General features: G+C 25.7%; 24 protein-coding genes and 1 tRNA gene. 5 read left to right on the forward strand and 20 right to left on the reverse strand.

Annotated features, from left to right (window positions below; all coding sequences use genetic code 11):
- Positions 1–513 carry a hypothetical protein gene (locus tag JRV97_RS00260; protein ID WP_280999098.1) on the forward strand — a complete coding sequence of 171 codons (513 nt, stop codon included), beginning with the start codon at positions 1–3 and terminating at the stop codon, positions 511–513.
- Between the two features lie 28 nt (positions 514–541).
- On the opposite strand, the gene JRV97_RS00265 is transcribed toward JRV97_RS00260, so the two are convergent.
- The 16 genes from JRV97_RS00265 to JRV97_RS00340 form a co-directional block, all read right to left on the reverse strand.
- Positions 542–1,681, reverse strand: a complete 1,140-nt coding sequence (locus JRV97_RS00265) for a glycosyltransferase (protein WP_280999100.1) — start codon at positions 1,679–1,681, stop codon at positions 542–544.
- 22 nt (positions 1,682–1,703) lie between these two features.
- Positions 1,704–1,778: transfer RNA gene (locus tag JRV97_RS00270), tRNA-Val, on the reverse strand.
- An 18-nt stretch (positions 1,779–1,796) separates the two neighbouring features.
- A complete protein-coding gene (locus JRV97_RS00275; protein ID WP_280999102.1) occupies positions 1,797–2,966 on the reverse strand; it encodes a glycosyltransferase in 1,170 nt (389 codons plus the stop codon).
- A gap of 2 nt (positions 2,967–2,968) precedes the next feature.
- On the reverse strand, positions 2,969–4,081 hold the full coding sequence (glf, locus tag JRV97_RS00280; protein WP_280999104.1) for a UDP-galactopyranose mutase: 1,113 nt from the start codon (positions 4,079–4,081) through the stop codon (positions 2,969–2,971).
- On the reverse strand, positions 4,078–4,986 hold the full coding sequence (locus JRV97_RS00285; protein WP_280999106.1) for a glycosyltransferase family 2 protein: 909 nt from the start codon (positions 4,984–4,986) through the stop codon (positions 4,078–4,080). The genes glf and JRV97_RS00285 overlap by 4 nt, the downstream gene beginning before the upstream one ends.
- On the reverse strand, positions 4,976–6,040 hold the full coding sequence (locus tag JRV97_RS00290) for a lysylphosphatidylglycerol synthase transmembrane domain-containing protein (protein ID WP_280999108.1): 1,065 nt from the start codon (positions 6,038–6,040) through the stop codon (positions 4,976–4,978). Before JRV97_RS00290 ends, JRV97_RS00285 begins: the two co-directional genes overlap by 11 nt.
- Before the next feature lie 30 nt (positions 6,041–6,070).
- Complete coding sequence (locus tag JRV97_RS00295; protein ID WP_280999110.1) at positions 6,071–7,078, reverse strand: lysylphosphatidylglycerol synthase transmembrane domain-containing protein; 1,008 nt, start codon at positions 7,076–7,078, stop codon at positions 6,071–6,073.
- Entirely contained in the window at positions 7,059–8,063 is a 1,005-nt protein-coding gene (locus JRV97_RS00300) for a glycosyltransferase family 4 protein (RefSeq protein WP_280999112.1), read from the reverse strand. The genes JRV97_RS00295 and JRV97_RS00300 overlap by 20 nt, the downstream gene beginning before the upstream one ends.
- A 9-nt stretch (positions 8,064–8,072) precedes the next feature.
- Entirely contained in the window at positions 8,073–9,350 is a 1,278-nt protein-coding gene (locus tag JRV97_RS00305; protein WP_280999114.1) for a cyclic nucleotide-binding domain-containing protein, read from the reverse strand.
- Between the two features lie 25 nt (positions 9,351–9,375).
- Positions 9,376–10,638: a cyclic nucleotide-binding domain-containing protein gene (locus tag JRV97_RS00310; protein ID WP_280999116.1), complete on the reverse strand. Its 1,263-nt coding sequence runs from the start codon at positions 10,636–10,638 to the stop codon at positions 9,376–9,378.
- A 75-nt stretch (positions 10,639–10,713) separates the two neighbouring features.
- A complete protein-coding gene (locus JRV97_RS00315; RefSeq protein ID WP_280999118.1) occupies positions 10,714–11,112 on the reverse strand; it encodes a secondary thiamine-phosphate synthase enzyme YjbQ in 399 nt (132 codons plus the stop codon).
- A gap of 9 nt (positions 11,113–11,121) precedes the next feature.
- Positions 11,122–11,412 carry a hypothetical protein gene (locus JRV97_RS00320; protein WP_280999120.1) on the reverse strand — a complete coding sequence of 97 codons (291 nt, stop codon included), beginning with the start codon at positions 11,410–11,412 and terminating at the stop codon, positions 11,122–11,124.
- 5 nt (positions 11,413–11,417) lie between these two features.
- A complete protein-coding gene (gene minD, locus JRV97_RS00325) occupies positions 11,418–12,242 on the reverse strand; it encodes a septum site-determining protein MinD (protein WP_280999122.1) in 825 nt (274 codons plus the stop codon).
- A 208-nt stretch (positions 12,243–12,450) separates the two neighbouring features.
- Entirely contained in the window at positions 12,451–12,633 is a 183-nt protein-coding gene (locus JRV97_RS00330) for a ferredoxin (protein WP_280999125.1), read from the reverse strand.
- An 81-nt stretch (positions 12,634–12,714) separates the two neighbouring features.
- On the reverse strand, positions 12,715–13,644 hold the full coding sequence (locus JRV97_RS00335; RefSeq protein ID WP_280999127.1) for a D-2-hydroxyacid dehydrogenase: 930 nt from the start codon (positions 13,642–13,644) through the stop codon (positions 12,715–12,717).
- A gap of 1 nt (position 13,645) precedes the next feature.
- Complete coding sequence (locus JRV97_RS00340; protein WP_280999129.1) at positions 13,646–14,794, reverse strand: pyridoxal-phosphate-dependent aminotransferase family protein; 1,149 nt, start codon at positions 14,792–14,794, stop codon at positions 13,646–13,648.
- A 209-nt stretch (positions 14,795–15,003) separates the two neighbouring features.
- Here JRV97_RS00340 and JRV97_RS00345 point away from each other — a divergent pair, with 209 nt between their 5' ends.
- From JRV97_RS00345 to JRV97_RS00360, 4 genes are all read left to right on the forward strand, one after another.
- Positions 15,004–15,594 carry an isochorismatase family protein gene (locus JRV97_RS00345; RefSeq protein ID WP_280999132.1) on the forward strand — a complete coding sequence of 197 codons (591 nt, stop codon included), beginning with the start codon at positions 15,004–15,006 and terminating at the stop codon, positions 15,592–15,594.
- 126 nt (positions 15,595–15,720) lie between these two features.
- Positions 15,721–16,092 carry a DUF2089 domain-containing protein gene (locus JRV97_RS00350; RefSeq protein WP_280999134.1) on the forward strand — a complete coding sequence of 124 codons (372 nt, stop codon included), beginning with the start codon at positions 15,721–15,723 and terminating at the stop codon, positions 16,090–16,092.
- Complete coding sequence (locus tag JRV97_RS00355) at positions 16,092–16,997, forward strand: DUF4097 family beta strand repeat-containing protein (RefSeq protein WP_280999135.1); 906 nt, start codon at positions 16,092–16,094, stop codon at positions 16,995–16,997. Before JRV97_RS00350 ends, JRV97_RS00355 begins: the two co-directional genes overlap by 1 nt.
- Positions 16,994–19,600: a M1 family aminopeptidase gene (locus tag JRV97_RS00360; RefSeq protein ID WP_280999137.1), complete on the forward strand. Its 2,607-nt coding sequence runs from the start codon at positions 16,994–16,996 to the stop codon at positions 19,598–19,600. The genes JRV97_RS00355 and JRV97_RS00360 overlap by 4 nt, the downstream gene beginning before the upstream one ends.
- A gap of 27 nt (positions 19,601–19,627) precedes the next feature.
- On the opposite strand, the gene wecB is transcribed toward JRV97_RS00360, so the two are convergent.
- Genes wecB through JRV97_RS00380 form a run of 4 tightly spaced genes read right to left on the reverse strand, consistent with a single transcriptional unit; the run spans position 19,628 to position 24,571 of the window.
- Positions 19,628–20,749 (reverse strand): non-hydrolyzing UDP-N-acetylglucosamine 2-epimerase, encoded by a 1,122-nt coding sequence (gene wecB / locus JRV97_RS00365; RefSeq protein ID WP_280999139.1) that lies wholly within the window; start codon positions 20,747–20,749, stop codon positions 19,628–19,630.
- Between the two features lies 1 nt (position 20,750).
- Positions 20,751–21,827 (reverse strand): ERCC4 domain-containing protein, encoded by a 1,077-nt coding sequence (locus tag JRV97_RS00370; RefSeq protein WP_280999141.1) that lies wholly within the window; start codon positions 21,825–21,827, stop codon positions 20,751–20,753.
- Between the two features lie 40 nt (positions 21,828–21,867).
- A complete protein-coding gene (locus JRV97_RS00375; RefSeq protein WP_280999143.1) occupies positions 21,868–23,193 on the reverse strand; it encodes a hypothetical protein in 1,326 nt (441 codons plus the stop codon).
- A 19-nt stretch (positions 23,194–23,212) separates the two neighbouring features.
- Positions 23,213–24,571, reverse strand: coding sequence for a hypothetical protein (locus tag JRV97_RS00380; RefSeq protein WP_280999145.1), 1,359 nt, complete (start codon positions 24,569–24,571; stop codon positions 23,213–23,215).
- Between the last annotated feature and the right edge of the window lie 2 nt (positions 24,572–24,573).

Below are 24,573 nucleotides of genomic sequence, written 5' to 3' on the forward strand. Positions count from 1 at the left end.
ATGTTTTATTTTTGGTACCTTATTTTTGAATGCTTCATAGCTTCTTTTCTGGCATTTTTTATCGCACAATATTATATAATTACGAATAAAAAATTCCCTTATATTTTTGAATTAATGAATATTTATAATTTTGTGGCCATAATTTTAATAATAAAAATGGTCAGCGCTGATTATGTAAAAATTACTAATTTTTTGTTATTTATTTCATTGATATTATTTTATGTAAGGTTTTATTTAACCGCTAAAGATAAATTTGATAGTAGATTTAGATCTATGATTCTTTCATTTGGTTATACAAGAGAATCCTATTTTTATAAGTTTTTAATGAAGAGAATTTTGGTCAGAGGGTTAGAAGGTTTTTCTTTTTCAATCGCACTAATATTACTTGTAAATAAGATTCCATTTTGGATTAATTTAAAAAATAATTTAGATGAATTCTTTTATATTATCTTATTTTTAATTGGTGCTGGAATAGTAAAATCTACAAATTTCGGTAAAATTTCAAGGATATGAAAAAGCGGCCATTTATTTAAGATGGCCGCTATATTTTTTCTCGTTGAACTTTATACCATTGTCTTTCTTTTTTATTCAAATTAAAAAACGAATTTAGTAATATAACATACTCAAATATCAACATTAAAGGTGTTGTTATAAAAAGACTAATTATTAATTTTAACAAATTTCCTGTTTTTACAGTGGTTAGTATAGCTGATCCAATGCTTAATCCCCAAAATACATTCAAATAATTCCTTAGCAAAAACATACCAAGTCCAATATCTTTTAATAAAATTATAATAGATATTATTGGAAATACTATTATCATCAGAATTAATAAATTTATAAAGAATATATTAAAATCTTTATATTTTAATGCCTTTATTAGTTCTTCAACTCCACCTAAATACCATCTTTTATGTTGAAAAAAAAGATCTCTGAAATTTGAAACATATTGGATCATTACTTTCGGTGAAATGATGAATATTTGATTGATTTTTTCTTGGTTTAACTTAATAGCTAAATGAACATCATCTACTAATGTTGCATTGTCTAAGGGTAAAACTTTTTCGAGAATATTTTTTCTAATAAATACTCCATTCCCCATAAAAACTACTTTAGAAAAAATATTTGAATATAAAATATTCCTGCTAAATTCAAAATATATTTCTTGATAATCAAAAATCAGTTTTTCTTTATAATTATATGCTTCAAAATCTACATACGTCATATTTATTTTAGGATTATAAAAATACTTTATATGTTCTTCCAAAAAGTTCTCATCAATTAATGTATCTGCATCCAAAAATAATACTACATCACCTGTAATATATTCAAATGCTTCATTTATAGATTGAGGTTTCCCTTTTTTCCCTTTCTTTTTTACTATTTTAATATTATCAAATCTATTTTTTAGTTCTTTCAATATATCAAATGTTCTATCAGTTGAATTATCATCAATAACTATTATTTCAAAATTTTTATAATCATTTTTCTCTATACTTTCAATGCTTTTTTTGATAACTTCTTCTTCATTATATACAGGTATTACAATCGATATTTTCAAAATTCTATCAGAAATTTTTTGAATATTATTTTTACTTACAAATGTTTTATATAAATTTGTATATTTACCTAATATTTGGAATAATAATGAAAAAATAATGCTAAAAAATAATATTTCCATTTCTTCGCTCCTCTATAAAAAATGGTGGGTGCTGCAGGGATCGAACCTGCGACCTCTTCCGCGTCAAGGAAGCGCTCTCCCACTGAGCTAAGCACCCACTACCTGCAATATTTTATCATAAATTCTTTTTTTTGTCAATATTTAAGAGGCTCTTATACACATTAAGTATTTTATTTACTGAAACTTCTATGGAATAATTCTTTTTCACAAAATCGATTGCATTTTTTGATAATTTTTCATACAATTTTTCATCTTTCAAAACTCTTATAATTTCATGTGCAAAATCATCTTCATTTAATTCTTTAAGCATTATTCCACCAGCATTTTCATGATTCAATAAATCATATACTCCCATTTTCCCCAACGCTACCACAGGAGTACCAGCTGCCATTGATTCTAATACCACTAATCCTTGAGTTTCTGTATAAGAAGCAAAAATAAATAGGTCTGCTTGTTTATACGCATCTAAAACTCTTTCTCTTGGTTGACCTCCTGTAAATATAACTTTATCATGCATATCTAATTCAACAACTAATTCTTCTAATTTGTTTCTTTCAACTCCATCTCCAACAATAATTAATTTAACATTTTTCTCTTCATATGAAACTTTATGAAAAACTTTTATTAAAAAATCAATATTTTTTTCAGGACCCAATCTTCCCACAAATAATAAAATTTTTTCTTCTGGAAGAATACCATATTCTTCTTTTATATTCCATTCTATTTTTTTATTAAATTTTTCAGTATCGATACCTGTAGGTATAACAACTATATGTTCATCTGGAACACCATAACTTACTAAAAGCTCTTTTATGTTTTTGGTGGGAGAAATTACCTTGTCTAGTTTCAAACACCAATTTTTTATTACCCTTTGTGTTTGTTTTAATGTTGGTCTTATGATTAGCGGTAAATAATTTCTGTAATATTCATACATAGTATGATGAGTTCCAACGTGCTTAATCTTTAATAATTTAGACATAAATTCAGCAAATATTCCCATGGAAAAAGGATCTTGAGAATGAATTATATCAAGATTAAGATCTCTTATTTTAAAAATATCTGTCGAAATTGGTAATGCTATTCTCTGTTCTTTTTCAAATAAAAATTTTATTGCTGGAAATTCAAAAACATTTTTTTCATTTCTTTTATAATCTTTAGAATATTTAGGAATAAATAAATATACGTTGTGACCTAATTTTTCCATTTCTTCTTTATATAATTTAACCGCTGTAGAAACTCCATTTTTTTGAGGAAAATATACATCAGAAAATATTCCTATGTTCATTTTTACCACTCCTTATAAATCTTTATTATTTTTTCTGCACTTTTTTCTATAACCTGATCCATATTGTAATATTTATATTCAGCTAATCTTCCAACAAATATATATTCTCCACTTTCTTCTAATTTTTTTACTTCGTTTATGTATTGTTTTCTTTTTTTCATATTATCTTCCGTCATTACTATATAATATGGTTCCCCTTCTGCCTTTGGATATTCAAAACATACTGTAGTTTTATTTGATTTTTCATCTAAAAAATGTTTGAACTCTGTAATTCTTGTCCAATCATAATCATTTGGATAATTTACTGTTGCTACTGGTTGATAATTTTCTGTATCATATGTTTTTAGTTCCAATTCTAATGACCTATATTCTAATTTCCCATATTTGTAATCAAAGAATCTATCTAATTCTCCTGTATATATTGTTAATTCAGGTTTTATTATATCTTTTATTTCGAAATAATCTGCCCCTAATAATATTGATATGTTTTCATGATCCAACATATTTTCTACCATTTTGGTATATCCATATTTTGGTATTCCTTGATATTGATCAGAAAAATATCTGTCATCTCTATTTTCTCTAATTGGTATTCTCTTTGCTACTTCTGGAGATAATTCTTCTGGATCTCTTTCCCATTGTTTTATTGTATAATTTTTAAAGAACATTTCATATAATCTTTCTCCTACTTGTGATACTACAACATCTCTAAAGTTTTTTGGTGGATTATTATATCTAGACTTTTTAACTTCTTTTTCTAAAAATTCTTTTACTTCATGTGTTCCTATTTCAATTCCAAACACTTCTTTTAATGTATCTCTGTTAATAGGAAAGGGTATTAATTTCCCTTCTGCATAACTTAATACTTTATGTTGATAATAATGAAATTCTGTAAATTTGTTTACGAAATCCCATACTTTTTTATTTTTTGTATGAAATATATGCGGTCCATATGTATGAACAGTTATTCCATTTTCATCTTTATAATCATGACAATGTCCAGCCACATGTTTGTGCTTTTCTATCACTAACACTTTTTTACCTTGTTCTGCTAATAATCTGGCAGAAGTTGCTCCTGCTAATCCTGCCCCTACAACCAATATATCGAATTTCATTTTGACACCTCTTTTATATCCTTTTGCCCTGGTTTAATAACTTTACCACCTATTCCATTTAACCCATCTTTTAATCCTTTTAAAGCAAAAGGATATAATTTAGGATCTATTCTCTTCCATATTAATGCATCAAATTTAAAAAATATTTTCAAGAAAAATTTGATCATTTCATTATTTTTATATATTAAAAATGGATTCCTAAATACATAATATATTTTCCAACCAGGTATTTTTATTTTCCTCTTTTTAAAAATATAATCCCATTGCGTTGTCCATGTTGGATGATAAATATAACTTCCAAATATTGTCAATGTTTTATAACCCATTTTTCTTACTCTTAAAGTATATTCTACATCATCTGAATAAATAAAAAACTCTTTTTCAGGGAATCCTATTTTGCCTACAACTTCCGTTTTTATTAAATATCCAACAAATGTTCCTGCCCATCTTTTTTTTGCTTTTAATGGAAAATATTTCCCATTATTTTCATCAAACCATTTTCTATCTAACACTCTTTTATTTTGTAATACCCCTATTTTATTTTGCTTTTTTTTCGGAAGATTGTTATAATATGTAAAAAGGGTTTCTAGTGCATTTTCAGCTGGTACAGCATCATCGTCCATCAGCCATATCCAATCATATTTAAAAGTATTATAAATATAGTGGATTCCGTAATTAAATCCACCAGCTCCACCCAAATTTTCTTCGAGGTTTACAATCTTTATCTTGTCTGAGTATTTTTCTTTATATTCTTCTAAAACTTTATCTGTTCCATCTGTACTTGCATTATTTATAACAAATAATGTATTTATTGAAAATGTTTGCATTAAAATTGCTTTTAATGTTTCTCTCAATAAATCTTTTCTATTATAAGTTACTACTAATGCTGCAATTTTAGGTGCCAATATGAAGATCCCCCTTAGTTTTTCTAAAATATATCCCCATCAAAATAAATAAAAAGAAAATTTGAAGATAATATGTAGATATTCTCCATAAAAATATCGATAAAACTATTAATGATTTGTTTTTAAAAAAATCAAGAAATACTAAAATATATGCACTTTCAATACCACCACTTGCACCAGGTGTAGGTACATAAAAGCTAACTAACATAATAAGAAAGTATATTAAAGAAAATTCAAAAAAATTCATATCTATTTTTATAATCTTAAAAAATAAATAATACATTGAATAAGCCTGCAATAATAAAACTATTAACCCTAAAAATATATCCAAAATCATTATATATAAATTTTCTCTCCATAAGATGGTTACACTATTTTTTAATTCTATAGTCCATTTATTTATTTTTTCAGATAATTTTTGTTTATTAAATTTCTTTTCAAGTAAAATGATAAATTTCGTAGTTTCAATTTTTTTAGCAAATTTACCAATATAATCTGGCCTTATAAGGAAAAAAAGAAAAAAAATAGCAAAAAATAAAGAAGTTACTAAACCTAAAAATAAAATTTTTCTATTTAAATTTGTAGTGTATACAATATCCAATACCCTTCTTATAAATATTAAAATAATGATAATAATTGAAATTGTATTTTCTACAAACCTTGAAATTATTATACTACTCGACTCTCGAGCTTTAACATTAAGCGTCTTTAGATGATATATTTGAAAAGGTTGTCCTCCAGAAGCTAAGGGAGTTAAATAACTAAATAAATACCCCATAGCACTATTAAAAAAAGAATCTTTAAAAGAAATTTTATACTTAAAAAGCCTTAAAACAATTGTTAATCTGAGTGATTCTATTAAATATACCACAATATAAACAAAAAAAGGAATTAAAAAATAGCCTAATTTTATTGTTTTTAATGCCTCTCCCATTTTTCCAAAATCTGTATAAAAAGAAAATATTATATTTATCCCTAACCCTAACGCTAAAACAAAGATTAAATTTTTAATTATATTCTTTTTATTTATAAAACCCGGGCTGGATTGAGACATATCCCCACCTCAATATTATTCTACACTTTATTATTCTATATTTTTAAAAAAACTCTTTACAACAAATCTAAGTATTACCCCAAAAAAAATCTGCATATAATAAGTAGCAAATCTCCACCCAATAATAGATAAAAAAACACCATTCTGGATCTTCAATATTGAAGAAAATATAAGTTGGTAAGATGCTTCTATTGTTCCACTTGCCCCTGGCGTTGGTATATAATAAACTACCATGTTTAATAACATCATTACTCCAAAAACTATAAGAAAATTATCAAAATTATTATTTAAATTAGCATATCTTGTAAACAAGAAAAAAAGCGAAAAAGCTTGTAAAGACAAAACTAAAAGGTTTAATAATATATCTAAAATCATTATATGAAATTTTTCATTCCAAAGAAATGCTATACTTTCTTTTAAACTTTTTGACCATTCCAAATATTTACTTTTTAATTTTTGAACTCTTTTAAATTTAAAAAAATCTAAAATTTTTATTACTATATCAGAATTTATAAAAACCAGTAATATTAAAATTGTTATTGTCGAAGACACAATTAATCCAATGTTTATTAAAGCAGATTCTATTGTTGTTCCATATAAAGAATGGATAACTTTTTTATAAGAAAAAAAAGCTATGATTAAATTCAACATCATTGCTGTAATAAACCGTGAAACTACTATATTTGTAGAATGTTCTGTACTTAACCCATGTTTATTTAAATGATAAATTTGATAAGGTTGTCCCCCTGCCGCAAATGGCGTAATTGAAGAAAAAAATAAACCCATAACATTATTATAAAATAAATTAAAAAATCGTATCTTTTTACCAAATTGCTTAATAATTATTAAATATCTCAGAGAATCTATTATATATCCCATAAAATATATTAAAAATACACTGATAACATCATAAATATTAATTTTCTTTATTTCTTTTAAAAAATTAGTTTTGTAAAACTTTTCTATAAATAAAATAACAAGCAATCCTATAATAATTGAAGATATAAGACCTATTATATTATTGTATTTCTTCTTCATAAATCTCACCATATATATTCTTTAATTTGATTCCAATATTTTTTAAATCTCTTTCTTCAGCTATCTTCCTACCATTTTCCACCATTTTTTTTACATCTACTTTATTATTTACAATCAGATCAATATTTTCTATAAAATCTTCAAATGTTTGTGATTTTAAACAATTTTCTTTATGAGATAACCAATTTTTATATACTGGAATATTTCTTATTATTAAAGGTGTTTTTGATGATAATGCCTCCAAAACAACAATTCCTTCATTTTCTTCATAACTTGGAAACAAAAATACAGCTGCTTCACAAAATGCTGAAATTAACATTTCATCAGATACAAAACCAGGAAATTTTAAATTTGGTAATTTATGATTTAGTATTTTTTTTATTTTTTTCGGAATAATATTTAATTTTGCACCTAACCAAACAAAATCATATTGTGGTAATCTTTTTGCTAAATTGTAAAAATCTATAATCCCTTTTCTTTCAAATGGCAATCCAACTGATAATATTAAAGGTTTATTTATACTAAAAGTTTGTTTAAATATTTTTTTTATATTATTACAATTGAATTTATTTGTATCGACACCATTAGAAACCACTTCAATTTTATTATCAATTCCATAAGACAATACTACATTTTTTGTATATTCAGAAGGTGAAATCAACATATCTGCTTTGGAATACATTCTAATTAATCTTCTCTTTATAAAAGGTGCTAAATAATTGCTGAAAAGAAAGCTGTTCCTAAAATCTTCATACGTTGTATGAGTATGAACTATAACCTTTTTACCTTTTTTCTTTGAATTTATTAATATTTTCTCACTTAAAACCCCTATTGTATTAATATGCGCTATGTCATAATCTTCATCTGGATCCAAAGTATAATTAACACCAGCTAGTTCTAATGCTTTCATTTGATGTTCTAATGCTTTTCCAACACCAGATTTCTTGAATAAATTCTTTCCTTCAGAAAATAGTAATACTTTCATTTTTACCTCCTACATAAATTTTAATGTCCCATCTGCCCTTAATGTCGCTATATTTGACTTAAACAAATAATCTATTAATTCACTATCCTTTTTATCATTAATTCTAAATAATTCTTTTATCTCTTCTATTTTTAATTGTGATTTATTCAAAATATTTTTACCATATTTTTTTATCATAAAGTTTAATTTTTCTTCAAAAGATAATGGCGAATGCCAGTAACGTTCAAAATCAAGTCTTTTTATTAAATTTTTTACAATCTTTAGCCCAAATGCTGGATTACTAATTACTAACTCATCCAAATTGCTCTTTTCTATTTTTATCACCTGTAAAGGAGTTGAGGTAAAAACAGTTGCGGTTCTTTGAATTTCTTTAAAGCAGGCTATTTCACCAACAACCTCTTCATTGGATAAAACAGCAAGTAATCTTTCACCTCTTTCATCAAATTGCGAAACCCTAACATTTCCTGTCAATATCATAAAAGCCCAATTACCCTCTTCTCCTTCATAAAATAAAACTGTATTAGATGGTATTAAATAACCGCTTTTTAAATAAGTTACAAGAGGTTTAGATAATGGAGTATTTGTTATAATACTTTCAAATATCATAAATGAAAAAAGCTCTTTAACAAATGGATATTTTTCTTTTAATGTTTTTTCAAGATAATATTTTTTATCTGGAGAAATTAAAATCATGCATAAATACTTCCAAATTTCTATTTCAGCCTGAAAGTATATATCAAAATTTGTATATTGAATTTTTTTTAGTTCATTAAGTGATTCTTTTATTTTCCCTTTGTTAAATAACCATCTGGCTTTGGTATAAATTCGAAAATGTTCATCCTCAATATGATGAAAAAGCTTCCTTCTACTTATTTTCAAGTATTTTTTAGATAATTCTTCTTTTGTAAGATTTTTATCCTTTATATTTTCTTTATTATTTTTATTCTTTTTTACTGAGCCATAAATCTTATTATTTAAAGATATTATTTTAAGTATATATTTTTTTATCAAGTGAATAATCAAACTGGAATTTGAAAGCAAGAATTTTTCTGCTAATTCTTTTTCAATTAGAACAATTCTGCTATTCTCTACAATCCTTATTGATTCAAAAGATTTGGTATTAGGAACTATCATTTCTGCACCAAATATTCCTTTACTTTCAACTGATGAATAGCCACAAAAATTCGAAAAAATTTCTACTTTTCCTTCTTTTAGTAATATTAATTCTTTAATATATTCTCCTTCATTTACAAGTATTCTATCAGGTGCATATAAAAATTCTCTCACAAAAATCACTTCCATTTATTTATAATCATTTAAAATAAAGTGTTCCATCAGGCCTCAAGGTTGCTATTTTATTTTTAACAAGCTCTGCAAAAAATTCATTTATATCTTCTTTAATACAAAATAAATTTAAAAATTGATTAGGTGTCAATCGTAATTGATTTAATCTTTCAATAGAATATTTTTTTATTAACAAAGAAGCTTTTGAAATTAAATCATGTTGACTTAATAAATTCTTCTGAAAATCAACTCTATATATAAGCGCCTTCAATATATTTTTACCCAACAAATAACTTTCTTCAATTAAATTTTCAAAATTCTCCGAATTAATTAAAATCATCTGTAATGGTGTTTTAGTAAAAACAGTTGCAGTTCTTTTTATGCTCTGTAAGACCGCAATTTCACCTACAATTTCTCCTTCAGTTAAAATATTTAATAATATTTCCGTATTATTTTCAATAAACCGTGAAACATAAATATTACCACTTAAGACTAAAAAAGACCAATCTCCTTCTTCACCTTCATAAAACAAAACAGTATTACCTGGAATTAAATATCCTTTTTTAAAATATGTTTTATATATATTTTCTAATTCATTTCCTTTTAATATGCTTTTTAATATTTTAAAAGAAAATAAAGAATCTAAAAAATCATATTTGTATTTAATTTTTTCAAATAATTCATTAGCCTTTTTTTTGTTTAAAAAATTCGTACAATATATTTTCCATATATCTATTTCTGCTTTAAAAAAAGGATCTTTTATTTCATTTAAATTTATTTTATTAAGAATATCTAACGCATCTTCTACTTCTTCTTCTAATATTTTTTCTCTTGCATAGATATAACTTTGAATAAATTTATCATTAAAATAGTTCCAATTATATCTATATATTTTTTTAAAAATTTTCTTTGTTTCCTGATCTGTATATATTTTTTCTTCATTTGATCGCGAGAATTTTGATGAAATTTTTTTATTCATGTTAATGAGCATATTTATTCTTTTTTCTATAGCCAATTTTAATAATTCTTTATTTTGAGATAAATATTCATTCGCTTCATTTAAATCATCTATAATTAAAATCTCACTGTTTCTTACATTTTTTAAAAATTCGTTTGTTTTTACTCCAAACAAAAATTCCTCTGAAAATACTCCTTTATTAATATATATTTTCCTATAATCACAAAAACGCGATTGGCATAATAAATCGCCTTTCTTTAATACTATAAGACCTATTGAATATTCATTTTCATCTTGAATGTCTTTTTCCTCATAAAATTTTAATTTCTCCATAAAAATTCACTCCCTATTAAATTATACTCTATTAATTTAACAAAATCAATATAAAAAAAGCGGGATGCCTCCCGCTTAATCACTCATTAACTTAATAAAAAATTTTCTTCTCCTTGGACCATCAAATTCACAAAAGTATATTCCTTGCCATGTCCCTAATAATATATCATTATCTTTTATTATTATAGTTAAAGAGGGGCCAACCAATGTTGATTTAATGTGCGAATCAGAATTACCTTCAAGATGCGTAAAATAAGATTCTGAAGGTATTAATTTATTCAAAAATTCTTTCATATCTCTTTTTACAGATGGATCTGCATTCTCATTCATTGTAATTCCTGCTGTAGTATGTGGTACAAAAATTATGGCAATTCCATCTTTTATTTTACTTTCTTTTACAAAATCTCTTATATTATGAGTAATATCTATATATTCATTTCTATGTGATGTCGAAATAAAAAATTCTTTCAACATATTTCCACCTCATCTGAAAAAAATATTAGTTACTATAGTATAACCATTTTCATCTTTACTAATATGAACTTTCACGTTTTTCCCATCTATTTTGGCCTTTTTTCTTACATAGTCTCTGATCACTTTCGACACTTCGTTTACATTAATATTAAAATTGTATCTTTCTACAACTGCAACATTGCTCTCTTCTTTCATAGAAAGATTTGATATATTTTCTCTTCTATTACCAACAAGATTTTGCATTCTTTTTAGTGCAACATCTCTACTAGCCTTCTTCTTGCCAAAATTAAACCAACCCATTCATATCACCTGCCACCAAACATCTTTTGCAGGAATCCCATAAACCCTTTTCTAGAATCATCCTTTAAAAGCGCAAAATCATTTTCTATTGGATTCTCCTTCCCAGCAATCCTTTGTGCAATATTCATAAATATATTTGAAACTCTTGAATTATCCTCTAATGTAACAGGAACACCTTTATTAGTCGCAATAATTATTTCTTCACTATCAGGAACAACACCTAATAATTCAATAGCTAATCCTGTTTTAATATCTTCAGGAGAAAGCATTTCGTTTTTATTTATCATATGAAGTTTTACTCTATTAACTACCAAAGAAATACTATCTTCATCAAATTTTTCATTTTCTAATAATCCTATAACTCTATCAGCATCGCTTATAGCTGTTAACTCAGGAGTTGTAACAACTATTGCATGTTGTGCTGCTACAACTGCATTTTTAAACCCTCTTTCAATTCCTGCAGGAGAATCAACAATTACATAATCAAAATGTTTAGATAATTCATTTACTATCATTTTCATATCTTCAGGTGATATCATATCTTTATTTGCAATCTGAGAAGACGCCAATAAATTTAGCTTTTTTATTTGTTTGTGCTTAACAACTGCTTCTATTGGTGATTTGCCACCTTTTACAACATCTAAAATAGTATAGACAATTCTATTTTCAAGTCCTAAAACTAAATCTAAATTTTTTAATCCAATGTCTGCATCAATTAAACATACATCATATCCCATTAAAGCCAGGGAAGCACCTATGTTTGCGGAAACAGTTGTTTTCCCTACTCCCCCCTTCCCAGAAGTAACAACAATAACTTTACTTTTTTTCATAATGCCCCCTCCAAAACTTATATTTAAATTTCATTACATATTATACAACATTTTTTTAAAATATCAAAATCCATAATTCACTTATTATGAGAATTATGGATTTTGATTATTCAATAAAATATTATATGTTTTTAATTGTAAAATTTTTAGTTTTCAATATTTAAAAATTTAAAATAAAAAAGCCAACCTTCAAGGTTGGCCTTTAGAGTTATTCTTCAACTGAAATAGCTTGTGTTGGACATGAATCTGCTGCATCTTGTGCGCAAGGTAAATCTGTTTCAGAAACTAATGCTTCTGCTTTACCTTCGTCACTAATTTTGAATACATCTGGACATAAGTTTTCACAAACTCCACATCCGATACATGCGTCTTGGTCAACGAATACTTTCACCCTAAACACCTCCATTTATAAGAATAACTATATGTATTATAACTCAAAAAATATCAAAGAATATTAAATTAACTTAACAAATTACATATTTTTTATTATTTCCACCATTTTATCTACTAATTCTAATCCTACTCTTCTTTGTGCTTCTTTTGTTGTTGCCCCAATATGTGGAGTTGCTACAACCATAGGATGGTTCAATAACTTCATTTGTAATTCTGAAGTTGGTGGTTCTGTTTCAAATACATCTAATCCTACTCCAAGAATTTTACCTGATTCTAAAGATTTTAACAATGCTTCTTCATCAACTACTCCACCACGAGCTGCATTAATTATAACTACATTATCCTTCATCATTTCAAATTCTTTTTCAGATATTAAATGTTTTGTCTTTTCATTTAATGGAACATGTAACGTAATAATGTCAGAGTTTTTAATCAATTCTTCAAAAGATACTTGTTTTACATTATGTTCTTTTTGAACTTCTTCGGGAATCTCAAAAACGTCAAATACTAATACTTTCATATCAAACCCTGTAACTAACTTTCTAACTAATTTACCAATATGTCCAAATCCAACAATACCTAACGTTTTTCCAGTTAATTCATAACCTTTTAATTTTTTCTTTTCCCATTTTCCTTCTCTTAATGAAGTAGTTCCAGTTACAAGATGTCTGTATATTGATAACATATATCCTACTACCAATTCTGCAACTGATAAGGAATTAGCGCCAGGAGTATTAATTACTTTTATATTCTTTTCCTTAGCAGCTTCTAAATCAACATTATCCAATCCCATTCCTGCTCTGGCTATTAATTTTAAATTTTTACCATTTTCTATTATTTCACTTGTTACTTTTGTAGCACTTCTTACAACTAAAACATCGAAATCTTTAACTTTTTCTTTTAATTCTTCTTTTTCAAAGTGTTCAATTGTTATTTTTGCTTCTGGTAATGCATCTTTTAATCTTTGTGTAGCTTCCTCAGCTAAAGGATCGTTAATATGTATCCACATATTAAACACCTTCTTTCATAAATACTTCTTGTGCAGCTTTGACACCTGAACCCAATTCAACATCAAAACCAAATTTCTTTAATGCCATTTCTAAAGCACTAATTCCGACAATAACATCATATTTTGACATGTATCCTAAATGAGCAATTCTTATAATTTTTCCTTTTAAGTGTGCTTGACCACCAGCAAAGGTTACCCCTTCTTCATCTCTTAGATATTTTAGTATTTTTCCACCATCAACGCCTTCAGGAACTTTTACTGAAGTTAAAACATTTCCAGGATTTTTTGCAAATAATTCAAGTCCCATAGCTTTAACAGCTGCCCTTGTTGCATCAGCCATTATTCTATGTCTTTCCCAAACATTTTCAATTCCTTCTTCTTCTATCATTTGGACAGATTTTGCTAATTGATAAACTAAATTTACCGGTGGTGTATATGGTGAATCTGGATATTTTTTCTTATAAGCTTTCAAATCAAAGTAATAGTGATGATTTTTATTTTCTTCGATCACTTTCCATGCCTTTTCACTTACACTAATTAAAGCAATACCGGGAGGCATCATGAAACCTTTTTGGACACCTGTTACAACTATATCTAAATTCCATTCATCCATTTTCAAAGGTTGAGCTAGCATACCACTGATAGCATCTACGGCAATAATTGCATCTGTATCTTTTACTATTTCAGCTATTTCTTTTATAGGATGTATTGTACCTGTTGATGTTTCACTTAATGTTGTAAATACAGCTTTAGTATCAGGATTTTTTTCTAATAATTCTTTAATTGTTTCTGGTTTTACGTAATCTCCCCATTCTAAATCCACAACAATAGGATCTATTCCATAAGCTTTACAAATTTCCATCCATCTTTCACCAAATTTACCAGCAACGACTACGATAGCTTTATCTCCTGGATTTAAAGTATTAGCAACAGCTGTTTCCATTGCTCCTGTTCCTGATGAAGATAATATAAATACAGGATTTTTTGTCTGAAAAATATATTGTGCCCCTTCTAAAGCTATTTTTTGAATTTCTAAATATTGAGGAGTTCTGTGATGAATTGTATCTTTTGCACCTTCCAACAATAAATCAATAGGCACAGGAGTTGGGCCTGGTGCCAACAAATAATTTTTTCTTATCATTTTTGCCATATATAACCCTCCTTTAAAATTTAGTATTTACCAATTTTGATTATACCATACTTATTATTTTTTAAAAACCCTCCATATAATTAAAAAAAAGCGGATTTTATAAGATAATGAAATTTTTTTCATTATATTCGTGTTTTTCTAATTTTTGCAATTTATAATATAAATAGTATAATTATATATAAATATAGAAACAAAAAGAGGTGAACTATGTGGAAATTATAAAAAAACTAAAAAATATGGAGTTCAATTCAGAAAATACTGCTATATTATGTGTTGATTGTCAAAATGGTTTTACTTTACGTTGCCCAAATGAATTACCTGTCGAAGGGACTGATGAAAAATGGATAAAATCTGTGAATGAATTTTTAAACGAAGCGAAAAAAAATAATTATTTAATAGTTGCAAGTAAAGATGATCATCCGAAAAATCATAAATCTTTTGAAATATGGCCACCACATTGTATAAAAAACACATTTGGAAATGAATTATTTATTAATACATATGATTTTGTAGTAAAAAAGGGGACTACTGAGAATACAGATAGTTACTCCGCCTTTTATGAGGATTTTAAAACCAAAAAAGAAAATAGTTTAGAAAATATATTAAATGAATATAAAATAAAAAAATTAATTGTATTAGGATTAGCCGGAGATGTATGCGTATTGGAAACTATAAAAACAGCCTTAGAAAGAGGTTTTGACATTGTAGTATTGAACGATTATATAAAAAGTGTAAACAAAAAAAATATAAATAAAATTTTAGAATCAGAAAATTTAAGCAACGAAGTAAAAATTATTTAATTTATTCTTATTTTTATTAAAAATATAATTTGAAATTTTAAAAAGATGAAAAATACCACTTGACTTTTTTAAAGTTGAGTGGTATTATTTTAATGTATCGATAATATATAAAAGGTGGTGTTTTTTATGAAAAAAAATAGATTAACACGTTGCCCTGTATGCGGTGGTGAATTGATTATTTCAGAATTTAAATGTCCTGAATGTGACGTTACTATTAGAGGTAATTTCCATCTGGATGATTTTGCAAAGCTTTCTGATGAACAATTATATTTTTTAAAGATTTTTATAAAAAATAGAGGTAATCTTTCTGATGTTCAAAAAGAAATAGGTATTTCTTATCCTACAGCAAAGGCAAGATTGGAGGGGGTAGTCAGGGCTATGGGATTTATTGAGGAAAAAACTAGAATTGATACATTAAAAATTCTTGAAAAAATAGAAAAAGGGGAACTAACTCCAGAAGAAGCCAAGGAAATTTTAAGAGGAAAGAAGGGGGAATAATGAACGGGATTTTGAAACCTGAAAAAAGTGTCAAAGAGATAATTTTAAACTTCGTAGATGTGGATATAGATATTGAGTATGGTAATGAAAATATTTTTGAATATGAAGATTTTCCTGAAAATATTGAAATAGAAAACTATGTAGAAAACGAAAAATGGTATTTAAATGTTAAACCAAAATCTGATTCGTTTATATCAAAAATGTTTGGTTTTTCATTTAACTTCAGTTCTGGTGGATATGTAAAATTAAAAATTAACTCAGATATTTTAAATATTTCAATTAACAATGTAAATGGCGATGTATCTTTAAATAAAGTTTCACTTAATAATTTTTATGTCAAAAGCATTTCAGGAGATACTGGTATATATAATTCAAAAATAAAATTCCTTGAATTTTACACCACAAGTGGTGATTTAGAAACAACCAATTCTCCAATTTATTCTTTAAATATTAAAACAATTTCTGGAGATTGTGAATTAGATTATCTAACAGAAAACTTTAAAGAAGCTAAAATAAAAACCGTTTCGGGAGATATTGATTTATATATCGCTGGAAAAGAGGAAGTATTTATAAATAAAAACACCGCGCCCTCTGGTGATGTACATACAAATCTTTCTTTAAAATTCGAGCATTCAACAGATAGATTTATTAATTTCAAAAGTGTGAGTGGTGATTTAACTATTAAAGAAAAAAAGAAAACACAAAATAATGATGTTGTGTTTGAAGAAAATAAAAAAACAAAAATCAACAACTTATTAACTCCAGAAGAACAAAAAATATTAGAATTATATAACGCTGGAAAAATAAATAGAGAATTTGCGATTGAATTATTGGAAAATGTTGGATATACTCAAAGCGATGCTGAATCTTTTTTAAATGACTATATTGGCGGGGATAATAAATGAAAAAACTGCTTATATCAATTATTGTAATAATAAATTTAATTTCATTTGCTGCTAATTATGATTTAAACATTAGACTAATTGAAAAAGAAAAAGCTATTTTAGGTTATTTAACTGTTACTTTAGAAAATAATGAAGAACCATATTTTGCTTTATTTCCTAATTTAGATAGTCATGATAATCCTTATTTAAACTCTTTATTCGAATCAAAAGAAAAAAGTAGAATCGATATTATTAAAGTAACTGATGAAAATAACAATCTTTTAGATTTTTCTTATGAAAATTATCCTTCAAAAAAGTTTAGAAATTATCAAAGAAAAAATGGAATACTAAAAGTAAACACTAATAAAAAAATATTAAAAATTACATTTAAAACATATTTTTCAAAAAAAGCCAACGCTGATAATGTTACTTTTGATGATATCTATATTTGGCGATTTGGATGGTACCCTATAGTAATAAATAAAAATAGTGATTATTTACTTCCACATCATACCGTATCTGTAAAGATTGAAAACAACGATAATTTTATACCTATATTGTCAGGCAAAAAAATAAATGGAAAATACTATTCTGAAGGAAAATATGTTTCTATGCCTATAGTTTTTATAAAAAAGGAGTCATTCAATAAGTTATCGCTAAATTCAAAGGATTATATTATAAATATATGGTATAGAAAAGGTCAGGAACAAAGAGCAGCAGTTATGGCAACACATGTTATTAAAGCTTTAGAACTACATACAAAAGATTTTGGGAAATTGAAATATTCAACTATTAATGTTGTGCAAGATCCATATCCGGGAATGTATGGTATGGCAGCTGATGGAATGTTTTTATTAGGAGATGGATTCTTTACAACTGCGGATTTAGTTTTACCTGGATTATTAGAACCATTAACTTTTTATGTGGTTTCACACGAATTAGCTCATATGTGGTTTGGAATTGGAGTGGGTGTCGATTTTGCAGATAATAATTTTATGAGCGAATCTTTAGCAGATTATTCTGCACATATATCAATGTATGAAAAGTATGGTGATGATAGATTATACAATATTTATTTACCAGATATTTTAACCGATAGTTTTTCAGAAACTCTCGTTAAAAATTTTTCAGTTCTTGATCAAAAAGGCATATTCAATTTAGGTTATTACAAGATAGAAAATGCTGTTACTGATGATATTGATAAAATTCCAGTTAACTTTGCATCCTATATTTATTATAATAAAGGTAAAAGAGCTTTATTTTCATTGGGGGACTATTTAGGAAGAAGAAAACTAACTAATATACTTGCAGAATATTATGAAAAATATAATGAGAAAAGCCCTACAGAGAATGATTTTTTAACTTTTTTATCAAAATATGTAGATAAAGATATTTTATATGATTTATTTATTAATAAGAAAAATTTTGATGCATCTATTAAACATAAAGATAACAAAATTATAATTGATCTTGATGATATGAAAATTCCTACAAAAATAAGGGTTTTAACCAAAGAGGGGACAAAAGAATATGTGACAGTCAAAAATATAGAATATAACGTTAAAGATATATTAGCTATTGATATAGATCCAGATATGCATACATTTGATGTTGAAAGACATAATAATCATTATCCACCTTTAATAAAGTCAAATTTATTATTAAATGATGATATTTCAAAATTTGATGCTTATGAGATAAATTTCAAAACAAGCTTTAATACTGTAAATAATTTTTATCAAAACTCTTCTTTTGTGTCATTTGAAAAATTCCCTTATTATAATTTTGACTTAGGATATTATTCTTTATATTCTGATACATTTTCAGTGTTGGATTTAGGAATAAATTCAAATATAAATCTCAAACCAAATCCATGGTTTAGTCTAAATTTAAATTATTTAAAAAGTTTATATAATTCATATCAAAATTTATCCGGTCAATTATCTATATCAATACCAACTCAATTAGATATTGGAAGTTCATCAAAAGCTATTGCTTATTCAACAACTTTTCTCTTAAATGGCGAATTTATTGATTTAAAAAATTATCTGATAAATCCAACCTTAATCTATGAAAATCTTTATAACCTGGGCATATATCTTTCTGGTAGTTATTATCTTATCAATAATAACGAAAATTATGTCAATGCTTATACTTTAAATACAGCTTATTTTTTTGATAATTATTTACCATTTTTAAATTCATTTAGTTTAGAATTAAAATATGCAGATAGTTCAGTATTTAATCCGTTATATGATAAAATTTCTTTACTTGAAGAACCAGACGCACTACTTTCACAATTTAATCTTGTTAAAGAAGTGTATGGTATTAACCTTGATTTATTTAATTTTTCAGATGAATCAGATAAAAGAATTAATGTATTTAATCTATTCTCTATTGGAGACATTGATTATACTCTAAATGGCATTTACAAATTAATAGATTATGATAATTTATTTGGACTAACTTTTGATATATCACCAGAAATCTATTTTATAACTGATGAGAATATACCTATTGATTTGGAATTCGGAACATATTATTTACCATCAAAAAATTTGTATTCAATTACATTTTCATTCTCAACAACACTTGATACAACTATTAGAAATATTATTAAATAACAAATGCCAGCTTTTTGCTGGCATTTGTTATATTTTAAATTCTTCAACTTTTTGTTTAAGAAGAATTTTTGCTATTCTCATTGATGCTTTTCCATCACCAAAAGGGTTTTTAGCTTTTGACATTTTTGAATAAAATTCATTATCGAAGGTCAATTTATTCATATATTCTAAAACCACTTCTTTATTCGTCCCTATTAATTTTGCTGTACCTGCTTCGATAGCTTCAGGTCTTTCTGTAGTTTTTCTTAATACCAATGTAGGTTTTCCCAAAGCAGGAGCTTCTTCTTGAATTCCACCTGAATCTGTCATTATAAAATATGAACCTGACATTAATGCTGTAAATTCAAGATATTCCACTGGATCTATTAATATTGCATTCTCTAATTTTTCTAATTCTGGAAACACAATTTCTCTTACAGCTGGATTTAAATGTACCGGAAATACAAGATAAATATCTTTATTTTCTAATAAAAATTCTTTCACTGCATGCATTACACTCTTCATTGGTTCTCCCCAATTTTCTCTCCTATGCATTGTCATTAATATATATTTTTTATCTTTTAATCCATATTTTTCCAATATTTTTTCTATTTTATCTTTATTTTTTTCTATAACCCATAACAATGCATCTATCACAGTATTTCCAGTAATATAAATTCTATCTTCAGAAATACCTTCTTTTAGTAGATTATTTTTGGATATTTGTGTTGGAGGGAAGTGTATAGAACTTATAACAGTTGTTAATCTTCTATTCATTTCTTCAGGAAATGGATTATATATGTTATCTGTTCTCAAACCCGCTTCAACATGTCCAACAGGAATTTTATAATAAAATGATATTAAGGCCCCTACAAATGTGGATGTTGTATCGCCTTGCACTAATATATAATCAAAGTTCTCTTCTCTCATTATTTTATCCAATTTATCAATTAAATTTTTTGTTAATTCTGGTAATGTTTGCCTATGTGTCATGACATTTAAATCAAAATCTGGTTTTATATCGAAAAGTTCTAATACCTGATCTAACATTTCTCTGTGCTGTGCTGTTGCTATTACTTTTGCTTCTATTCCATATTCTTTTAATGTGTGATAAACTGGTGCCATCTTTATTGCTTCTGGCCTTGTACCAAATATTAATCCAACTTTCATACTATTCCTCCTTTATTCTTTTCCAAAAACTTTTATTACCTTTTTTTATTAGGGTTATTATTTTTTCATCCCTCAAATAATTTAATATTTTTCTCATTTTAGATTCTGATATATGTGGAAATTTTTCTTTTAATTGAGCAAATTTAAATCCATCAGGAAAATCATTATCTATAGCTTTTTTTATTTGAAGATATATATCATTCCCTTTTTTTGAAGTTTTATATTCCTCTATAATTTCCGCAATTTTAAAATGTGGTGTATCTTCTTTATGCGATTTTATAGCTTCAAAATATCTATAAGTCCATTGATTAGCAAGTTTTCTGTTCCCAGCAAACACTATTGTAAGTTCAGAATGATAGGCGAACAATTCTGCTATAGCTTTTTCAAAAAATGAAGGAGTATAATATTTTCCTATTTTATCTATATTTAGGAAATCTGAATAATTTGCTTCAATTACAAGCGCAGGATTTTTAAATCCTTTTAGATTTACTAAATGTTGATGAAAGAATGCCATTTGAGAAAATTCTTTCAATAAATTTTCAAATGTTTTTCTTTCAACAATAGAAATTATCTCATCATTATCTATTAAAGCATAATCTCCAACTGGTAATTTTCTTTTTGAAATAATTGATTCTGGAAATCTCCATGGATATTTTTCATTTGAATCAATAACTATACTTAATGTTTTATGATAATATGTAGTTAATTTTACTCTTGGTTTGTTTTGTTTTAGCCCCTGTTCGGTTCTCCAAAATATTTGTTCATATTCACCAGGTTTGGTTTTATACTTCTTTTTTAAAAATAAAAAATCACATCTTTTCCTTATTTCTCTATCGAGAATTATTACTAACCTTTTCCCCAATCTTTCCATATACAAAATAGGAACTTTTTCTATTATTTTTGTAGGCTCTGGTATGATATTCTCTTTTTCTCTAATACAAAAAATGTGACCTTTTTGGCCAGGCCATTTTTCTTGTACTCTCAAAGACAACAGTACTTTTTCTCCTTGAATAATTGTTAATTTATAGGGGAATTTTTTATTTTCTAATTTTTCAAGTATAAAAAATGTATTTCTCATTTTATCACCTAATATTTGTTTTCAAGAATAAAATCCTATATTAAAATTTAATAATGTAATTCAAGTTATACTCAACAATATTTGTTTTCTCAAGTTTTACATTAAACAAAAAGTTATTAATATTTAAGTTTATTGTTGTATAATAATATTCTTTTGTTTTACCATATGGCCCTTCCCATGTTTCTGTATTACCTTTTAAATCTGTATCAAAATATGATGTATTTAAATTAATTTCTCCTTGAATAACTTGTTCAAACATTAATTTTACATCAATCATATTTTTTATATATTCTAAAGATATTAATTGACTCTCGATTCCGCTTCCGTAATCATAACCCATAGGAATGTCATAAATTTTATCATCTATATATCTCCCAGTAAATTTTAATAATTCCTGCCATCTATTATACATCCATGAGTATATTTTATAATTTTCATACTTGGCAATATAATAACTATTATTTCTTTTAAATGCTAATTTAATGCCATATCCCCATGCAAATGCTGTAGGTTTATAACTTTCTGCTCCTGCTTCTGTTAATGGTACAACAAAATCATCCATCGCAAATTCACCATACAATTTTAATCCTTTTAATGGAACCAATTCACCGTCAATTGCAAATAAAGCATTTGAATAACCTTCTCCATATGTATTGTGAAGTATATTCATAAAATTCAAATCTACTAAATCAGGAAATTTACCCCCTATTAGATTTAATTCATTTATTGAAACTCTAAAAAATTTTATAGGTTTTAAATCTAATCTATGTATTAATAATGTTTTATATGGATCATAATAACCTTCATTTATACTTCTTCTATCTGAATTTCCATCAATATGCATTTTTTGAATCTTTAATTCTTCTTCAGTTAAATATGGATTAAAGGAATAAGCCCCAAAGTATATGCCCATATCGCCTAAAAGAAAATTTGTTGTAAATCCCCCTGTTATACCATTTACATATGGTAATGAATCAGAAAAAAATACTCCATGTTCTAATAATGACCAATCAGTTTTATATCTTCCTAAAACAAACCAAAACGTATTTATTTTTTCTCCATAATACATTTCTAATTTAAAATTACATCCTTTTGTTATATCTAATTTTAAACCTGATTTATTATTTTTTATTTCAAAAATTGGAATTAGCTCATAATTATTAGTATAAAAATATGGAATTTGAAAAACAACATTTGTATTTAATTTTTTATCTGAAGGATAAGGAGATATTGCTGTTTCTAATACTTCACCATTAAGCATTCTTTCTACAATATATATTTTATAATCTATATTATTTTCAAAATAAAACGAAAATACAGTTAATGAAAAAATGAATAATAAGATAATTAAGAAAATTTTTTTCATTGTTTACACTCCATTTTTATTATTGAATTTTTATTGGCATTATCCAAAATAATGAATAACTTTTAAATTTTTCTTCATTATATTTTGTATTAATATATTTAATTTGAATTTCGCCTAAATATGGTATTTTAAAATATACTTTAGCTCTATTATTATAAAACTCATTTCCAAATGTTGTACCAAATTCTTTTTCATAAAATATTAAGAATTTATTAGAAGATATATATGCCTGAACAGATTTTACATCTGAATTTTCATCATATTTAAATCCCAGAGGATAATCATAAAAATACCTTGCACCAGGTTCATTAATTATTTCTAATGATCTATTATACAATCTATTATATGGAATATCGTCTTCATAAATTCCACTTTCAACTTTATAATTTTCATACATTAAAGAAAAATAAATATCTTTATATAACTCTAAATTCAATTCTCCACCGTATCCAAAGCTATTTTTCCCTTTTATTGGATTATATGCATCTTGAAAATATAATCTTATATTCTTTGTTTGTAATTGTGAATCAAATGAAACTAAAGAATTATTTACATCAAAAAGACTTTTTGGCACTTTCCCACCATATAAATTTAATGACGTAATTCCAAAATTAAAAATATTTTTTTTAATATCTATTCTATTCACTAAAACTTCTTTCATAGCCATAGTTGCTTCGGTAGAAAATTGCTTTTCATATTCTGATTTTGTCATCATAGGTTGCATTGAGATAATTATTGTATTAAATGCTACATCATCTAAATAATATTTAAAGTTTATATTTTCATAATATTTTGAAGCATCTGATAATATTAAAGAATTCTTCAAAGGCCCTAAAGAAATTTTTGTTCTACCTAATATAAAACTCCAATTATGATTTTTTAAACTCAAATAACTTAAAGATGGCATGTCTAAAGTGGTTCTTTTTGATAAAGAAAAATCATTGTATATATCTAATATACTTAATGATTTATATTTGAAATAGGGGCTATTTCCTTCTTTGAAATCTGCTATAAATCGAGCATATAACTCCTTATTATGATAAAATTCAAATCCAAAATTCATCCATGAATAATATTCATTGTACAAATCACTAAAAAATATTTTATCTTTTTCTAATGTATAATATCCTCCGCCGTTAAATATTACATTATTTTCTAATCTTTTTTCAAACCCTAGCGGAAATTCAAAAGTTATATTAGACTTATAATCCTTATCATCTATAAAAAACAAAGGAATTCCGGTATATTGAATACCGGAATTAATATTTTTTGATCTTTGGTAATAAAAATCTATACTTCCTGGAAATAATAATTTTGCACTTCCATAAATATTAACTATTATAATTAAAATCAAGAAAAACAAAATATTTTTTTTCATAT

The sequence above is a fragment of the Marinitoga aeolica genome (genome assembly GCF_029910535.1).
Lineage (GTDB): Bacteria > Thermotogota > Thermotogae > Petrotogales > Petrotogaceae > Marinitoga > Marinitoga aeolica.